Here is a 17,094-nt window from a genome sequence, read left to right on the forward strand (position 1 = left end):
TCCTTCGAAGACAGAGATGCGGCGAGGATCAGACCGTCGCCGGAGAACCGAAAATCGTCGAGCTGACCAGCGGTGCCATCGGCCCGCCGATGAGCAGCGAGACATCGGCGCGGGGAACAGGATTGGCTGAGTCGCCCCGGATCTGGCGCACCGCCTCGAGGACCAGGCCGATCCCGTGCACGAAACCCTCGGCGATGTTGCCGCCCGAGGTGTTGATGGGCAGCTTGCCGCCGGGCAGGGTGAGGTTGTCGACGGTGAGGATCTCACCGGCGGCGGGTCCGGGCGGGCAGAGGCCATGGTCGATCATTGCAGCCACCGCGGGCCCGGTGAAATTCTCGTAGACCTGAGTCACGTCGACGTCGTCCGGGCCGACGCCCGCGCCGTTCCAGAGACGCTGGACCAGCGCCGGATGGAATCCGGCCGAGGTGTAGTTCTGCTCGTTCTCGACGGACTCGGTCCAGCCTGCCGCGGCGCCCTGCACACCGGCCAGGATCACCGCCGGTGTGGTCTTGTAGTCGCCGACGCGATCGGAGCTGACCACCAGGACGGCCGCCGCACCGTCGTTCTCCCGTGAGCAGTCGTAAAGGCGCAGCGGCTCGGAGATGGGTCGGCAGCCCTGGTAGACCTCGTGGTCGATCGGCTTGCCGTAGGCGACGGCGTCCGGGTTGTTCTGGGCGTGGCGGTAACCCGCGAGCGCGATGGCCTCCATCGTGGACGCCGGGACGCCGTCGACCTCCAGCAGGCGTTGCGTGCGCAGCGCGCACACCTGTGGCGGCGTGAGGATTCCGTGTGCGGTGTACAGGGATCCGAGGTGGCCCTTGGAGAAGGCGCGCCGCCCGTCGTCGGCCTCGTTGAGCGCTCGATAGACGGCCACACACTCGGCCTGCCCGCTGTAGACGGCGGCGGCCGCGGCGTTGACCGCTGCGGCGATGCCGCCACCACCGCCACCCCAGATCTGCGTGGACCACCGCACCTCGTGGACGCCGAGCGCCGCGGCGACCCCGAGGCCCGCGTTCGCGTCGTCGCCGTAGGACACGAACCCGTCGACCTTGCGCGGGTCGGCGCCGGCGTCCTCGCAGGCGCGCAGGATCGCCTGCAGCACAAGCTGTGCCGAGCTCAACGGGCTGGTACCCCGCTTGTAGTACTCGGTGGTGCCGATACCGACCACAGCGGTGGCGCCGCGGAATCCGATCACGACGGGTGTCCTTCCAGATGCCACCGCATCAGCGGCCAATGCTCGTCGTCGGGCGGTTGTTCGATCTCTCCGTGCACGGTGCTGCCGATGCGCGGCGTGACGCCGTCGGCGTCGGCCAGCACCCCGAGTACGCGCCGGTTACCGGCGCCGGGCAGCTCCACCAACACCACCACGTACGGCAGGTGGCCGGTGGCCTCCTTGGTGAACGGTTGCCACGTCCGCGTCCATGAGTACACGGTGCCGACGGGATCGACTTGCTCCCAACTCATCTCGAAGCAGTGGCAGGCCGGACAGATCGGCCGAGGGGACCACACCCAGGTGCGGCAGTCGGAACACCGCTGCAGCAGCAGCTTTCCGGTGCGCAACCCGTCCCAGTGTGGCGCGTCCAGCCCGTCCGGTGACGGGCCGGTCAGATCCATCCACGGGGCAGTGTCCGGGATGTTGCGCACGCTGAACGTCCGCCAGACACCCTCGCCGTCGCGCACCCAGCGGCTGCGCAGCTCGAAGCACTCGTCGTCGGGCCTGGTGTAGCGGATCACCGCGTCGAAGAAGCCGTCTCCGGCGTCGGTGATCGACTGCACGTCGGAGCTTTTCAGCGATGTGGGCACATCGGCCGAGCCGATCAGCTGACCCACCCGGTCGGGTAAGAAGTCGGCCAGCACCGCGAGATTGTCCCCAGCGGCGACCGCTTTGCCATGGGCCTCAACGATACTGGCCAAATCTGCGGGCACCGAGGAATCGGTGCGTGTCATTGAGGTCCACCTATCTGGTAGCACACGTCGGTGCGGTCATGTTGGAAGCCGACCAGTCGGCAGGCGTTGACCAGCCGGGCATCGCCGGAGTCGACGTGCACGATCAGGCCGGTCAGGCCGTGCTCGAGCACGATCGCGGCGGCGCCGTCCAGCAGTTGGCGCAGGTCCGCGGGATCCGCGCCGGGGGTGCAGAGCACCTCGGTGGCCGTGGCGCACGCGCCGAACTCCTCGGAGTTGCGCGGGGCGAAGTCCAGGGCGACCAGTCCGGTGACGGACCCGCCGACGCGCAACGCGTAGATCGAGTCGGTCGCGGCCAGCGATCGTGGCCACTCCAGGTGGTCCAACGAAGCGGGGTCGATGGGCTCGAGAACCGGTGCCCCGGCGGTGAGGTGCACGGAGTCGCATGCGCGGATCAGCTTCCAGATCCGTCGCGTACGGGGGATCAGGAACCGATTGCTCAGCCGTCCCGTGGCGGGATGGTTGCCCAGCGCCCAGGCCGTGATGGTCCGAGCACCCGTGCCCAGCCATCCGTCGGGACCGCTGATGTCGAGTCCGACCTGCTCGACGAACAGGGTGATGATGCCGATCGAACGGAACCTGGGGTCCACCACCAGATATGCCCTCGCGGCACCGTCGTCGGCGATCTCGAGCCGCAGCAGTGCCGCGATCCGCTCGGGCTCGTCCGGTGCCACCATTGCCGTGGCGTGCGGCAGCATCCAGATCAGCAGGTGCCGGATGTGTGGATCACGACGCTCCAACGCCGCGGTCACGTCGGCGAAATCGATGGTGCTGTACTCGGGTTCGGCGTCGTAGGCCGTCGCGCGAGCCAGCATGTCTGCCAGCTCGGCGGCTTCCCGCGAGTCGATCTCGGTACGCCATTCGTACTTGATCACGATGCGATCACTTGGCGGCGGCTCGCCCCTCGGCGAGCAGTTTCTTGGTCTCCCGGCGGAAGAGCTGGTTGGCGGTCTCGTTGCGGCCCAACAGCATCTTGCCCGCATCGGCGCTGCCCATCCCGGTCTGCGAGTTACGCAGCAGTGGGAAGTCCTCGTTGTGCAGAACCGCGAGCAGGATGTCCCAGTTCTTCTCCCAGCGCCGGTTCCAGCGCTCCTCCTCCATGCCGGACTCCTCCAGCGGCGGCACCATCAGGCGCTGCTCCATGCGGGACTTCGTCGGATCTGTGGGATGCGGGCGGAACGTCAACAGCTGGAAGTGATCCGGTTGTCGCAGCAGCGTGCTGTTCGGCAACAGGAAGTGCGTCTCGGTGACATAGTCGTCCAGCGGGGTGTCGCCTGGATCCTCTTCGAGCCAGCGGTCGATCGTCTTGCGCGGGGCAATGAACCGCAGATGCCGGCCGAAGTCCTCGAACGCCATCACGTTGGTGTGGATGACCTTGCCCGCGGTGTTCGGGTGCGCGTACTGGATGTGGTAGCCGTCCAGGAACGCGTCCTGCATGATCTTCCAGTTGGTGGGCTCGTCGAAGCCCGCCGCGCGGAAGCTCACCAGCTTGTCCAATTGGTACCCCGCCAGGATGGCATCCATCTCGGGACCCAGCCACGACGCGACGTCGATGTCGGCGTGCGCGTTGTCGACGACCCAGATGAATCCGTGCCGTTCCTCGCAGGGGATCTCGACAAGACCGTGCTCGGTACGGTCGACCTCACCGAAGGTGTTGTCGCGGGTGATCGTCCGCAGCTTGCCATCGGGGTCGTACGACCACCGGTGGTACGGGCACGAGAAGAACCGGCAACGGCCCTTCTCCTGCGTCTCCAGCATCGCGCCGCGATGCCGGCACAGGTTGACGAACGTCCTGACCGAGCCGTCCTTCTGCCGCACCGCGATGATGTTGTTGCGCGGCATCGCGATGGTGATGAAGTCGTACGGCTTACCGATCTCGGTGCTGTGCGCGATGATCGACGGCACCCGGCCGAAGATGAAGTCGCGCTCCTCCTGCGCGAGCACCGGGTCGGTGAACTCGTGCGCCTCGAAGTCGACAACCTCGTCGAACTTGTCGGTGGTGTCGTTGCGCAACAACTCGATGGCGCGGCGGATCCGGTCCTGCCGCGGCAGCGACGTCGTCATGTCGTCACTTCCCTTCGGGGGTGAACTGAATGGGCATTCGATGGCAGCCGCGCACCTGGGTGGAGTGCCACGACGGCGGATCGCCGTCGACGAGGCGGTAGTCGGGGATGCGGCGGTGCAGTTCCTCGAGTGCGATCGTCAGCTCGATCCGGCCGAGATGCGAACCGAGACAACGGTGCACGCCCGCACCGAAGGACAGGTGCCGGTTCGGGTGGCGGTTGATGTCCAGGGTGTGCGGATCGGCGAACTGCCTGAGATCGCGGTTCGCGCCGCACAGCATCAGGATCAACTGGTCGTCCTTGGCGATCTGCACGCCGCCGATCTCGACGTCGCGGGTGGCGCGGCGGCCGGGGACGACGGCGGCCTCGATGCGCAGGATCTCCTCGACGGCCTTCGGGATCAGCGTCGGGTCGGCGATCAGCGCGGCACGCTGCTCGGGATTGCGCGACAGGTGCCACACGGTCCACGCCAGCGAGCCCTGCACGGTGTGCAGCCCGCCCATCAGCAGCAGGAAGAACATCCGGAACAGTTCTTCGTCGTTGAGCAGCCGCTTGCCGTCGGCGAGTTCGACCTCGGTGTGGATCAGCTTCGAGGTGGCGTCCTCACCCGGGTTGGCGCGCCGGTCGGCGATGACGTTGTTGAAGTAGCCGGCGACCGTCATCGCCGCCATCATCATGACCTGGTCGGACTCCTCCTTCGTGCCGCCGGGCTTGCCGAACAGCACCGCGTCGGTGACTTCGGTGAACATCGGGGCGTCCGCCAGCGGCCAATCCATCAGGGCCAGGAAGACCCGGGCGGGCAGTTCGTGGGCGAACGCCGAGATGAACTCGACCTCACCCTTGGCGGCGAATGCGTCGATGAGTTCGTTGACCTGCGACCGGATCTCATCGCCGAGCTTCTTCATGCGCTGCGGGCTGAACAGTGGCTGCAGTGCGTGCCGGTAGGAGGTGTGGTCCGGCGGATCCAGCTCCAGCGGGATGAAGCGGCCGAAGTCGGCGGGCGTCACCAGGTTGTTCGGGTAGCTGGAGAACGTCTCGGCGTCGGTGAGGATCTGGTGGATCTCGTCGTAGTGGGTGACGATCCAGTGCCCGCCGTGCGCGGTCGAATAGACGATCGGGCCCTTGGCGGCCAGTTCGGCGATTCGTTCCGGCATGACGTCGACGGGGCTGGCCAGCGCTTCGTCGTAGACGTCGAAGTCGACGGTGAGCGTGGCCGGTGCAGGATCGATGGAGGCCGGTTCAGTGGTGGTCGGTTCGATGGTGGTCATGGCGTGCTCCTGCGGTTCTCAGTTGGCGGCTTCGGGATTGAGGTCCTCTTCGAACCACATACCGACGCGCGCCAGGGTGCCGCCGTCGGCGGATCCGATCGTGGCGCCGGAGATGTACGCCGAGTCGTCGGAGACCAGGAACAGGGCGACCTTCGCGTTGTCCGACAGGGATGGCGGGCGCTGCAGTTTCAGCGGGATGGGCGACACCGTGGGGTTCCACGGGCCTGCGACCTCTTCGTAGGACTGGCCGACGACGGGGGTGCCGGGCGGCATCAGGAAGTTCGGGGACATTCCGTGGGTGGGGGCGATGGCGTTGACGCGGATGCCGTGGCGGCCCAGGTCCAGGCTCAGGCCGCGCACCAGGCCGTTGACTCCGGCCTTGGTGGCCGAGTACATCGCGATGTTGTGGTAGGCCACCATGGAAGCCGCCGACGAGGTGGCCAGAATCGTGCCGCCGCCGTTGGCCTTCAGGTGGGGGACAGCGGCCTGCGCCGTGTAGACGACGCCGGACAGGTTGACGCCCAGCACGTTCTGCCAGTCGGCCTCGGTCAGATCCTCGAACGCGACGAATTCGCCGCCGGCCACCGTCGGAACGCCGCCGCGCGAGACGATTCCCGCGTTGGCCCAGGCGATGTCGAGCTTGCCGAACTCTTTGACCGTCGCATCGACGGCGGCGGTGATCTGATCACGCTGCGCCACATCGGCGGTCAGGGCGATGGCCTCCCCGCCCTGTTCCTGCACGAGCTTGAGGGTCTGTTCGGCGCGGTCGGTGTCGATGTCGACGATGGCGACCTTGGCGCCCTCCGCGGAGAACAGCGCAGAGCAGTGGCGGCCCAGGCCGGAACCGGCACCGGTGATCAACGCGACTTTGTCCTTGAGCTTCATGCTTCTCCTTCAAAGGATGGTTCGAGGTGCGGGGCCGCCGATCATCGGTGCCCGGGCTGTTGGCGTGGCGGTGTGCTGTGACGTGTGCCACCCTGGCGCTAAACCTTACGACAATAGGTATAAGAGGTCAACGACGGATCTCGGGATGTGCGCCATCTGCCGTGGTGCGGGGCGTCAGTCCTCGTCGAGGATCAGTGCCAGCTCGGGGCACGCCGCGACACCAGCGCGCACCGTCTCCTCGTCGGCGGGGTCGACCGCGTGGGGCTCAAGGATCGAGTAACCCTCGTCGTCGATCGGGAACAGGTCGGGGTCCACTCCGTAGCACAGTGCGTGGCCGGCGCACTTCTCCCGTTCCAGGCGAATCCTCATCCGGGGTGACCTCTCGTCTTCTGCGAAATAACCTACTGTCTTTAGGCTAACTGGACTATAGGGCCCCGGTGCCCGGTGGTCCAGTACCGCAGCCGGTGGCCGTGCCGGCCAGGCCCGCCATTGCGGACGCCCGGAAGTAAATCTTATGGTGATAGATAAATGTTCCCCCGTGGTTCCCGATCGAGGAGATGCGATGACGCTCGACCACGCTGCGATCGCCGGTCAGCCTGACGGCTCCGACCTCGACAACCGCCGTATCACCGTGCGGTGTCCGGCCGACGGCCAGGTGGTGGGCGAGGTCGAGGCGCTCGGCGCCGACGAGGTCGCGGTCGTCTGCGATCAGTTGCGCGCCGCCCAGCCCGCCTGGGAGGCGCTCGGTCCGCGGGGGCGCAGCGCCCACCTGCTGCGCTGGCTGGACTGGCTGCTGGACAACGAGCGGCGGCTGCTGACCCTCGTACAGCGCGAGACCGGAAAGTCCTGGGCCGACGCGTCGCTGGAGATGTCGGTCGCCGTTGACGTGATCAACTACTTCACCTCCAACGCCGAGACCTTCCTGCAGGACCGCAACGTCAAGCCCGCGGGCCCGGCCAACGCCGTGCGTCGTCTGCGCGTCCAGGCCCGCCCGTATCCGCTCGTCGGGCTGATCACCCCGTGGAACGGGCCGTTGGCCGGTCCGATGATGGATGTGGTCGGGGCGCTGGTGGCGGGCGCCGCCGTGGTGTCCAAGCCGTCCGAGGTGACGCCGTTGACGTGGCGTGAGGTGGTGCGGGGCTGGCGCGAGGAGATCGGCGCCCCGCCGGTGCTGGCGGCGGTGACAGGTGGCGGTGCGACAGGTCAGGCCGTCGTCGACACGGTGGACATGGTGATGTTCACCGGCTCGGTGCGTACCGGCCGGGCCATCGCGGTGCGCTGTGCGCAGCGGTTGATCCCGTGCAGTCTGGAGCTCGGTGGCAAGGACGCCATGATCGTGCTCGCCGACGCGGACCTGGAGCGGGCCGCGAAAGCCGCTGTCTGGGGCGCGATGACCAATTCCGGCCAGGCCTGTATCAGTGTCGAGCGGGTGTATGTCGAGTCGCCGGTCTACGACCGGTTCGTGGAGCTGGTCACCGATCAGGTCGCGGCGTTGCGTCAGGGCACCGACGCCCCCGGCAGCTACACCACCGATATTGGGGCGATGGTGACCGGTGCGCAGCTCGACATCGTCGCCGACCACGTCGCCGACGCGGTGGCCAACGGCGCCCGTGTGCTGACGGGAGGCCAACGCGCAGAGGGCAACTGCTTCCAGCCGACGGTGCTCGTCGACGTCGACCACAGCATGCGGTGTATGCGGGAGGAGACGTTCGGGCCGACCCTGCCGATCATGCGGGTCGCCGACGAGGACGAGGCGATCGCACTGGCCAATGATTCCGAGTACGGCCTCAGCTCCAGCCTGTGGACCAGCGATCGGGCCAGGGCCGACCGTCTCTCACGCCGCATCGAGGCGGGTTCGGTCTCGGTCAACAACGCTTTGGTGGCGACCTTCCAGCTGCCGATCCCGATGGGCGGCTGGAAGAGTTCCGGTATGGGCGCGCGATTCGGTGGCGCGCACGGCGTCTTGAAGTACTGCAGGCAGCAGTCGGTGGTGGAGGAGAAGTTCTCGCTGAAGTCGGAGCCGCTGTGGTACCCGGTGGTGCCGGCCAAGTCCCGATTCATGTCCCGGGCCGTGCGGTTCCTGGGTGCGCACGACTGGCGCCGGAAGCTGGGACTGCGTGGCCGGGACTGAGGTACACGCCGGTAGGGGCTGCCGACTCTATACTGGCCGAATGTGCTGTGGTCGGAACCGCGTCGGCAGACGGGGAGGTTTCTGACATGGCTCGTCCGTCGAAGCCGCTGATCAGCAAGACCGCGGCGGTCGAGGCGTCGATCGAGATCATCGACGCCGAAGGCATCAACGCGTTCAGCCTCCCGAAACTGGCCGCGCACATGGGTGTGCGCGCGCCGTCGCTCTATCACCACTTCGCCGACAAGAACGAGATCATGACGGCGATCGCCCGGCACATCGCGGGCAAGTCGGTGATCAAGCCGCGGCGTACCCCGGGACCGGACTGGCCGGAGTACTTCGTCAGCCTGGCACTGAACTTCCGTCAGTCGGTGCTGCGGCACCGCAACGCCGCGACGGTGCTGATCGAGCACCTGCCGAGGGAGACGCTGGTCGGCAGCTTCGAAGATGCCGCCCGCTTCCTGCGCGATTCGGGGGTGCCGACACATCTGCACGTGCAGATTCTCGACGGTATGGAGACGCTGTGCATCGGTGCGGTGCTCGCCGAGGCCGCCCGCAGGCCGCGTAGCCGCTACGCGTTGTTCCCTCCCGTCGACGCCGAGGAGTATCCCTATCTCACCGAGGCTCTGGAACAGAACGAGTTCTCGGTCAAGGAACTGTTCGCCGCGCGGATCCGCAACTTCCTCTACGGCGTGATCCTCAGTGACGGCGGGATGCCCGAGATCGAAACCTCCTCTGCCTGACCGACGTTCCCGGATCAGTCAGGCGTCGGGCGCCCGTATACCGCGACCACCACGCTGCGGTCCAGGCTGTTCTCCGACCAGACCCCGATCTCGGTGTGCGCGCAGTCGGCCATGACCGCGTAGCTGACGGGGTCGAAGTACCACTGGCGCAGGATCTCAAGGCCGTTGATGGCCAGCGCGGGGTTGACCGCGACGGTCTGTGCGACGACGCCGGGGTAGCCCGCGGCACTGGCCCGGTCCTGGGCGGTGGACCCGTCGGAACCCAGGTCGCCGTGCAGACCGCGGTTGGTGAGGACATCGCGGGCATGCCATTCGGCCGCGAGTTGGAGCCGGGGGTTCTTCTTGACGTCGTTGGTGCAGCCCGCTTGGTGCTGCAGTGTGTAGACGTTGGTGACCACGCTGTCGTTGAGCCGTTTGTTGTCGGCGGTGGCCGGCGGTGAGGACGCCAGCATCGTCAGCGTGACGGCCGTACCCACCATGAGCACGGAAAACCGTTGGGGCATCGAGTATTCACCCACCTGTCGTGTGTTCACGGGCCGTAGGGTGCGGTCAGCATGCTCTGCCACGACCTGTCTCCGGCCGCGGTGGCGAGGTCGGCTTGTTGGTGGACCTGCCCGTCCGGTGCGAGGTACTTGCCGGTCGCGGGGTCGTAGAACGCGGTGCCGATCGCCGCGGGTGCCGTGCTCGCGGGTGGTGCCTCCGGGGGTCCCGGCGGGCGCTGCGGCACGTCCTGGCCGGACAGCGTCGCGTTCGGATCACCTTTCCAGTTGAACCCGTCGTTGAGCGGGACGTACTCTTCGTCGCTCCGGCACATCTTGGCGGTGGGTGCGCGCTTTCCCGGCTTCATCATGCAGGGCAGGTTGCGGGCGCCGCGGACGGCCATCCAGGAGTCCTGGGGGATCCGGCAGTACAGATCATCGACCGGCCGTTCGGGGGAGTCCACCATCGACGGGATGCGTTGTTGCTGTGCGGGAAGGTAACCGGTGGTGCACGGCGGAGGCAGGTTCAGGTTCAGGTTGAACGAGAGCACCAGACCGGGGTGCTTGCTGTCCCGGTTGGCCACCGTGCCCCCCGCCATCACCTGCACGCCCATCGGGATCAGCACCAAAAGCTGTTCGATGCCGGGGTGGTAGGTGAGCGCCAGTTGACCGATGCCCGCGAGGTTGGACATCAGGACGGGCAGCGTGGGCCGTACCCGGTCGATGAGCTGCCTGGCCTCGTCGGCGGCCTGCGGACCGTCGCGCAGGATGCCCGCGACCGCGGCATCGTTGTCCTTCACCTGACGGGTCAGGTCGGCGACGTCGGCCGCCCACGACTGGATGTCGGCGGCGGTGTCGCCCTGTGAGTCCATCAGAGGGCCGGACTTCTCGATCAGATCGATGATCGGGCCGATGTTGGCGCCCGCGTCGATCGCGAGTTCGGTGGAGCCCTCCACCAGCCGGGACAGCTCGGGCCCCAGACCCCCGACGGCCGTATAGCTTTCGTCGATCACGGTCTTGAGATTCTCGCGCGGGATCGCCTGCAGGCCGCGGTCCGTGGCGTCGAGCAGTTCGCCGATGTCCGGCGGAACGGAGGTGTCCGCCGACGCGATGACATCGCCGTCGCGCAGCGGCGGGGCGTCGCCGCTGCGCGGGATCAGCGCGACGTACTGCTCGCCGATCGCCGAGGTGGAGTGCACTTCCGCCTCGAGGTCCGACGGGATCTTGACACCGGAGCGCAACGACAGCTCCGCCTCGACCCCGTTCGGGGTCAGCCGGACGGCGGTGACCTTGCCGACCTCGGTGCCGCGGTAGGTGACATTCGCGGTGTCGTACAGGCCGCCTGCCCGGGGCAGCTGCATCGTCACGGTGTAGTGCCCGATCCCGAGCATCGCGGGGACCTTGATGTAACCGAACAGCATCACGAAGCCGGCCACCACCGCCACCGTCGCGAAGATGGACAGCTGGATCTTGATCCCTCTGGTCAGCCGCATGTCAGCGCCCCTGATCCAGTCGGTACGGCGCCACAAGGGGATTGCCCGCGGTGTACGGGCTGGGCAGCTGGCCGATCGTGCGGCCCCACTGCATCTCCAGCTCGGTCAGGTCGCCCTCCCACCGTGTCCCGGTGAACAGCGTGTTGTCGATGCGGCTCAGCGTCAGGTCGAGGATCGCGGTGATGTTCGCGTAGTCACCGCGGATCCAGTTGTCCAGCGGGCCCTTCGGCCACGGGAACGTCCCGATGAAGTCCAGGGAGCGGGTCAGGGCAGGACCTGTGTCGGCCAGTGACTGCAGGACAGGGCCGAGGTGTTCCAGCTCCTTGACGAGGTTCTCCTTGCTCCTGGTGACGGTGTCGGTGGTCAGTGCGCTGAACTTGCTCAGAGCGTCGGCAACCTCGACCAGGTGACCGCGCTGTTCGGCGAGCACCTGCAGCGCGTCGGGGATGGTGCGGATCGCGTTGTCCAGTACCGGTTTCTGGTCGGCGACCTGCCCGACGAGACTGTTGAAGCTCTCGGTGGCGGAGATGATGTCGCCGGTCTGCGCATCGAGGCGCCCGGCGAACTCGTCGAGCCCGCCGATCAGGCTCCGCAGATCGGCCTCGCGGTTGGCCAGCGCGTTGGCGAAAGCGACGGTGATGTCCTGCATCTCACCGATCCCACCACCGTTGAGCACCAACGACATCGCCGACAGCGTCTGGTCGGTGCCCGGATAGGAGCCCGCCCGGTCCAGCGGGATGAGGGAACCGTCGCCCAGCCTGCCGCGCGGCGGTTCGTCGGTGGGCGGTGCGAGCTCCAGGTGCAGGGAACCCAGAAGGCTGGTCTGGCCGACTTTGGCGGTCGAGTTGGCGGGCAGGTCGACGTCGGCGTTGAGGGTCATGGTGACCAGCGCATGCCAGTCCTGACGGTCGATCCTGGTGATCGTCCCGACGTTCGCGTCACCGACCCGAACCCGGGAGTTCTGCTGGATGTAGCCGACATCGGGGAGTTGTGCCTGCACGACGAACGAGCCCGGACCGCCGCCCTCCGTGCCCGGCATCGGCAGCGAGTTCAGCCCGCGCCATTCGCATGCCGACGTGCCCGCGGCGACGACGGCGAGGGCAGCGGCCACGATGGCCCGGCGACGTCGGGGTGCGCGCGTCACGATCCTGCGCCCGGGATCATCATGCCCGACAGCCCCGCCGCCGGGTCGGTCTGCTCTGCGGGCGGCGTCGGCCGGAAATCGGGCCGCAACCGGTCCTCGGAGTAGGTGAGTTCGTTGGGCCGTGCGCTTTCGCCGACGACGTAGTTGGCGCCGAGCGGAGGGAAGTTCCACTGCCGGTTCTTCACGATCGGGGCCAGGTACTGCACGCACAGCTTGGCCGCCTGCTCGCTGTTCAGTCGCGACGCCGCCTGGATTCCACCGCACAGGAACGAGATCGGATTCGCGAAGTTCTGCATCGTGAGCGCACCGGTGATGCCCTGTTGCGTGGGCTGGTAGATGTTGACGAAGTTCTGCAGCGTGTTCGGGAACAGGTGCAACGCCTGCTCGACGTCGTCGATGCTCTCGTTCACCGCGGTGGTGACCGATGCGAGCTGCGCGGTGGCGGTGCCGATCGACTCTTTGTTCTCGGCGATGAAGGTCGTGGTCTCGCCGACGATGTCGTTGACGTCGGTGAGTGCAGCGCCCACGGCGCCGGGGGTGGAACTGAGGGCCGCGGTCGCGGCGGCGAAGTTGCCGTTGAGCGCACGGAGCAGCGCGGAGCTGTCCTGGAGCGCGTTCACCACCACCGACAGGTTCTTGATGGTCGAGAACATGTCGTCGCTGTGGTCCCCGAGTGCCGAGAACGCCTGCGACATCGTCAGGATCGTGTTCCGCAGGTCCGGGCCTTGACCGCGCATGTTCTCCGCCGCGGTGTCGATGAACGCGCCCAGGGTGCTCACACCGCCGGGTTCGGTCGGCTGCAGGGCCGAGGTCAGTTCGGCGAGTTGATCGCGCAGGTCGTCCCATTCCATCGGAACCGCTGTGCGGTTCAACGGGATGACGTCGCCGTCGGCCAGCGCGGGCCCGCCGGTGTAGGCGGGGGTGAGCTGAATGGCCCGGGCCGTGACCAGTTGCGGTGCGATGATCGCGGCGCGGGCCTCGGCGGGCACCCGGTATCTGTCGTCCACCCAGAACGTGATCTTGACCTGCTCGGGTTCCGGTTCGATCGCGGTGATGCGCCCCACCCGCACACCGAGGACGCGGATCTCGTCGTCGGTGAACAGCCCGTTGCTGTCGTCGAAGTACGCCACCAGGTAGGTGCGGTGGAGGGTGCCGATCAGACCCGCCTGCACGGCGACCCCGGCGACCAGAAGCAGCGTGAAGGAAACGGCCAACGCGGCCCGCCACGTTCGTGACTTCATCGAGGCCCTCCGTCGGTGGGTTGCGCCTGCGCAGGCGGTCCGGGCGGGGGACCACCGGGAGGCGGCGCAGGCAGCGGCTCGCGGTACGGGTAGCAGCCCGGGCCGGGCGCCGGGGCGCCGGGAGGACCGCACGGTTGATCTCCGGGATTCCCGGTGATCGCGTCCGCCACCGTCATCCGAGGGGGACCACCCTGGCCGGTTCGCGGGAACGGCACCGGCATCGGCGGGGTCGCCTGCTGGCCGGTCTGCGGATCCGTCCGTTCGGACGGCAGCAGCACATTCGGGTCGAGCCCGAGGTCGGAGAACGCGGAGTCGATGAACGGCTGGATGAACTGTCCGGGAAGCAGGTTGGCGATGTAGGCCTTGAAGAACGGGCCGGAGGCGACCGACTCACCCAGTGACATCGCGTACTGGTTCAGGTATTTGATGGCCTGCTGGAGCCCGGCCTTGTGCTTGTCGACGATCGACAGCACCACGTTGAGCTTGTCCAGGGTGGGTTTGAGCTGGGCGCGGTTGTCGTCGATGAATCCGCGGATCTGGTGCGCCAGCGCGGACAGATTGGTCGAGATCTGCGCCAGCGCGTCGTTCTGGGTGCGTAGTTCGGCGAGCAGCGCGTTGCTGTTGGACACCAGTGTGGCGATATCGGCGGCGCGCTCGGACAGCACCGTGCTGGCGGTGTTGGCGTCGGCCAACAGGTTTCGCAGCGCGGCGTCGCGAGTGCTCAAGGTCTCGGAGAATCGGCCCACACCGTCGACGGCGGCGCGCAGCTGCGGCGGGGTGTCCTTGAAGGTCTCGGCCAGGGTGGCCAGTGAGCCGGACACGGTGTCGGTGTCGAGGTCCTCGATCGTGGCCGTCAGGTCCCCGAGGGCGTCGGGCAACTGGTACGGGGCCTTGGTGCGGTCGACCGGGATCGCCGCGCTCAGATGTCCGCCGCCGCGCGGCGTCACCTCCAGGACCTTGGCACCCAGCAGGCTCTTGGTGCGGATGTTGGCTTCGGTCTGCTCACCGAGGCGGATGTCGTCCTCGACGTCGAAGGTGATCAGCACACGGTCGCCGTCGAGGTCCACGGAGGACACCTCGCCGACCTGGTAGCCGGCCACCTGCACGGCGGCTCCCGCCTGAAGGCCACCGGATTCGCTGAAATAGGCTGCGTAACTGCGTGACCCGCCGAGAAACGGCAGGTTGTCGTATTGCAGTGCGGCCAGCACAGTGCCGGCGAGTGTGAGTACGCCGATCCCGCCGATGATCACCGGGTTGCGCTCGGAGAACGATTTCACTTCGGTTCGCACCGTCCCGAGTCCTGGCCCGCGAGTTTCACGTAGACCGGTTGTCCGCCTTTACCGTTGACCTTCAAGACCAGATCGCACAGGTAGAACGTGAAGAAGTCACCCATGATCCCTAGCCGGCTCAGCGTCTTGTAGGACTGCGGGATCGTCCGCAGGTAGTCGTCGACCCATTCGTGGTCGGCGGCCACGATCGAGGCGACACGGTCGGTCTGGGTGACGGTGTGTTTCAGCGGTTTCCGGGCCTGGTCGAGCATGTCGGCGATCGACGCGGCCGCGGCGTTGGTGTGCGCGACGGTGTCGGCGATGTCGCTGCGCCGCGCGGCCAGCCCGTCGATCAGTTGCGACATCGAGTCGACCGCCTTGGCGAATTGGGTGTGTTCCTCGCCGAAGGTGCTCATCACCGCGGTGAGGTTGTCGATCACCTCGCCGATCAACTCGTCGCGGTCGGCGAGAGTGCCCGTGACCGACGCGGCCTGGCTCAGGAACGAGTTGATCGTCGCCCCTTCACCCTGGAAGGCCCCGATCAGCTGGCTGGACAGCGTGTTGACCTGCTGCGGATCCAACGCCCGGAACAGCGGGCGGAATCCGCCGAGGAGGGTGTCGAGGTCCAGTGCGGGTTCGGTGTGAGAGACCGCGATGGTGCCGCCCGGGTCGAGGGGGTGCCGGCTTCGGCCCGGTCCGTCGGTGAGCGCCAGGTAGCGGTCGCCGATGGGGTTCTCCCAGCGCACCGCGGCGCGGGTGGCCGACGTCAGCACCACGGTCGGATCGACGGTGAACTCGACCAGCGCGATCGAGTCGTCGGTGACCGAGATGCCGCTGACCTTGCCGACTTCCACGCCGGCGATGCGGACGAAGTCGCCGTCGCCCAGGCCGCTGACGTCGGTGAACTCGGCCCGGAACGTCTGGGTTCCCGCGAACCGGTACTGCGAGAAGATCGCCAGCAGTGCGAACGTGCCCACCAGACAGACGATGACGAAGACCGTGAAGCTGATCGTGGCGCGGCGGAGATTGTCATTCATGTGCAGACCTCCTCCTTCGTGCTCATGGCGCCGGGGCCGCCGGCGCCGGCGGCGGTGGTTCGGGCAGGCCGGGGTAGAGCGGTGTGCCGTCTGCGGCGTACCAGGGCGCGCCGTACGGCGGGCCACCCGGGTACGGGGGAGGGGGTCCGGGCGCGGGTCCGGGCATACAGCGTCCGACGTGCGGGGGTTCGGGGACCGCGCGGGTGACGGGGAAGTAGTCGGCAGCGCATATCTGCCCGATCCCGGGATTCGGGCGCCAGTCCAGCCCCGACCCCCACCCGGTGTCGGTGATCAGTTGGCGGACAGGGAAATTCTTGGCGACGTCGGGCAGCGACCCGCAGCCGGGCTTTCCGCCGGGTCCACCCTTGGCGGCGACCTTCGGCAGGTTCTTCGGGTACTCGTACAGGTCGTCGCCGAATGCGATGCCCGCATCCAGATAGACGGTGCGGCCGTTGCCGCCGAACCATTCGTTGCCGGCCTTGTCCAGGAAGACCTTCGCGCCGTTGATGGTGCAGGCGTATTCCGGGTTGTACTTGAGCAGCAGTGCCGTGGTCGGCTCGAGGACGTTGACGGCGTCGACGAAGGTGTCGTGGTTTCCGGCCAGCAGGTCGGTGCCGCTGTCGGCGAACCCGGTGACGTTGAGCAGCAGTGTGTCGAGGTCGTCGGCCTGCGCGCTGATCGTGGTGCTGGTGGTGCTCGCCGCGTCGAGGGCCGCGAGGATGTCGGCGGCCGCGGGGCTGTACGCATCGCTGAAGCCGCGCAACGAGCGCCAGTCCGCGGCGATGGTGTCCATGCGCGGGTTCACCTCGCGCAGCACATGATCGGCAGCGGTGATGGCCTCACCCATTCGGTCGCCCTTGCCGCGCACGCCTTCGGCGACCGCCGAGAGCACCGCCTTGAGCTTGGGCACCTCGATCTGGTCGAGAATGCTGACCAGGCTGTCGAACACGGTGTTGACCTCGGTGCCGACGTTGCGTGACGCCAGCACCGCACCCGCGGTCAGCCTGGCGGGGCTCGGCTCGTCGGGCACGACGAAGTCGACGTACTTGGCGCCGAACGCGGTGGTGGCCTTGATCTCCGGCTCCACGTTCTCCGGGATCATGCCGACCTGATCGGGATAGATCTCCAGCCTCAAGCTGACGTTCTGCCCGCCGCCGGTGATGCCGGCGACACGACCCACCTCGACGCCGCGCATCTTCACCTTCGCGCCGGACTCCATCACCAGGCCGGTGCGTTCGGAGGTCACGGTGACCGGAAGGTAGTTCTGGAATGCCCCGGCGAACGACGCCGAGCACACCGCCACGAAGACGGCGATCGCGGCGAACAGCGCCGCCGCCCACCACATTGGGTGGATCCGGTCGATCCGCGGCCTCATACCCA

16 protein-coding genes are annotated in these 17,094 nt (G+C 67.5%); 2 read left to right on the forward strand and 14 right to left on the reverse strand.

Translation table 11 applies throughout. The annotated features are described in order from the left end of the window. Positions 1 to 28: 28 nt before the first annotated feature. The 7 genes from BST38_RS01035 to BST38_RS01065 form a co-directional block, all read right to left on the reverse strand. Complete coding sequence (locus BST38_RS01035) at positions 29 to 1,195, reverse strand: thiolase C-terminal domain-containing protein (protein ID WP_083141379.1); 1,167 nt, start codon at positions 1,193 to 1,195, stop codon at positions 29 to 31. After that, on the reverse strand, positions 1,192 to 1,947 hold the full coding sequence (locus BST38_RS29840; RefSeq protein ID WP_083141380.1) for a Zn-ribbon domain-containing OB-fold protein: 756 nt from the start codon (positions 1,945 to 1,947) through the stop codon (positions 1,192 to 1,194). The genes BST38_RS01035 and BST38_RS29840 overlap by 4 nt, the downstream gene beginning before the upstream one ends. Continuing rightward, entirely contained in the window at positions 1,944 to 2,840 is an 897-nt protein-coding gene (locus tag BST38_RS01045; RefSeq protein WP_083141381.1) for a hypothetical protein, read from the reverse strand. The genes BST38_RS29840 and BST38_RS01045 overlap by 4 nt, the downstream gene beginning before the upstream one ends. Positions 2,841 to 2,847: 7 nt before the next feature. Continuing rightward, positions 2,848 to 4,029, reverse strand: coding sequence for an aromatic ring-hydroxylating oxygenase subunit alpha (locus tag BST38_RS01050; protein WP_083141382.1), 1,182 nt, complete (start codon positions 4,027 to 4,029; stop codon positions 2,848 to 2,850). Between the two features lie 4 nt (positions 4,030 to 4,033). Further along, on the reverse strand, positions 4,034 to 5,296 hold the full coding sequence (locus tag BST38_RS01055) for a cytochrome P450 (protein WP_083141383.1): 1,263 nt from the start codon (positions 5,294 to 5,296) through the stop codon (positions 4,034 to 4,036). Positions 5,297 to 5,314: 18 nt separating this feature from the next. Continuing rightward, positions 5,315 to 6,181 (reverse strand): SDR family NAD(P)-dependent oxidoreductase, encoded by an 867-nt coding sequence (locus tag BST38_RS01060; RefSeq protein WP_083141384.1) that lies wholly within the window; start codon positions 6,179 to 6,181, stop codon positions 5,315 to 5,317. Between the two features lie 174 nt (positions 6,182 to 6,355). Continuing rightward, entirely contained in the window at positions 6,356 to 6,550 is a 195-nt protein-coding gene (locus BST38_RS01065) for a ferredoxin (protein ID WP_083141385.1), read from the reverse strand. Positions 6,551 to 6,743: 193 nt separating this feature from the next. Here BST38_RS01065 and BST38_RS01070 point away from each other — a divergent pair, with 193 nt between their 5' ends. Continuing rightward, positions 6,744 to 8,312, forward strand: coding sequence for an aldehyde dehydrogenase family protein (locus tag BST38_RS01070; protein WP_083141386.1), 1,569 nt, complete (start codon positions 6,744 to 6,746; stop codon positions 8,310 to 8,312). A gap of 86 nt (positions 8,313 to 8,398) precedes the next feature. Further along, positions 8,399 to 9,052, forward strand: a complete 654-nt coding sequence (locus BST38_RS01075) for a TetR family transcriptional regulator (RefSeq protein ID WP_083141387.1) — start codon at positions 8,399 to 8,401, stop codon at positions 9,050 to 9,052. A gap of 14 nt (positions 9,053 to 9,066) precedes the next feature. Here the strand turns inward: BST38_RS01075 and BST38_RS01080 are convergent, their stop codons facing one another. The 7 genes from BST38_RS01080 to BST38_RS01110 are packed head-to-tail and all read right to left on the reverse strand — an operon-like array spanning position 9,067 to position 17,089. Then, the gene (locus tag BST38_RS01080) at positions 9,067 to 9,531 is read right to left on the reverse strand and encodes a CAP domain-containing protein (RefSeq protein WP_083141662.1); all 465 of its coding nucleotides are present in this window, start codon (positions 9,529 to 9,531) and stop codon (positions 9,067 to 9,069) included. 50 nt (positions 9,532 to 9,581) lie between these two features. Beyond that, the gene (locus tag BST38_RS01085; protein ID WP_083141388.1) at positions 9,582 to 11,024 is read right to left on the reverse strand and encodes an MCE family protein; all 1,443 of its coding nucleotides are present in this window, start codon (positions 11,022 to 11,024) and stop codon (positions 9,582 to 9,584) included. Between the two features lies 1 nt (position 11,025). Then, positions 11,026 to 12,168 (reverse strand): MCE family protein, encoded by a 1,143-nt coding sequence (locus BST38_RS01090; protein WP_083141389.1) that lies wholly within the window; start codon positions 12,166 to 12,168, stop codon positions 11,026 to 11,028. Beyond that, positions 12,165 to 13,409, reverse strand: a complete 1,245-nt coding sequence (locus tag BST38_RS01095; protein WP_083141390.1) for an MCE family protein — start codon at positions 13,407 to 13,409, stop codon at positions 12,165 to 12,167. Before BST38_RS01095 ends, BST38_RS01090 begins: the two co-directional genes overlap by 4 nt. After that, entirely contained in the window at positions 13,406 to 14,686 is a 1,281-nt protein-coding gene (locus BST38_RS01100) for an MCE family protein (RefSeq protein ID WP_083141391.1), read from the reverse strand. Before BST38_RS01100 ends, BST38_RS01095 begins: the two co-directional genes overlap by 4 nt. Continuing rightward, positions 14,683 to 15,714 (reverse strand): MCE family protein, encoded by a 1,032-nt coding sequence (locus BST38_RS01105; protein ID WP_083141392.1) that lies wholly within the window; start codon positions 15,712 to 15,714, stop codon positions 14,683 to 14,685. Before BST38_RS01105 ends, BST38_RS01100 begins: the two co-directional genes overlap by 4 nt. A gap of 22 nt (positions 15,715 to 15,736) precedes the next feature. After that, on the reverse strand, positions 15,737 to 17,089 hold the full coding sequence (locus BST38_RS01110; RefSeq protein WP_237160627.1) for an MCE family protein: 1,353 nt from the start codon (positions 17,087 to 17,089) through the stop codon (positions 15,737 to 15,739). Positions 17,090 to 17,094: the final 5 nt, after the last annotated feature.

This window comes from Mycolicibacterium parafortuitum, from assembly GCF_002086815.1.
Lineage (GTDB): Bacteria > Actinomycetota > Actinomycetes > Mycobacteriales > Mycobacteriaceae > Mycobacterium > Mycobacterium parafortuitum.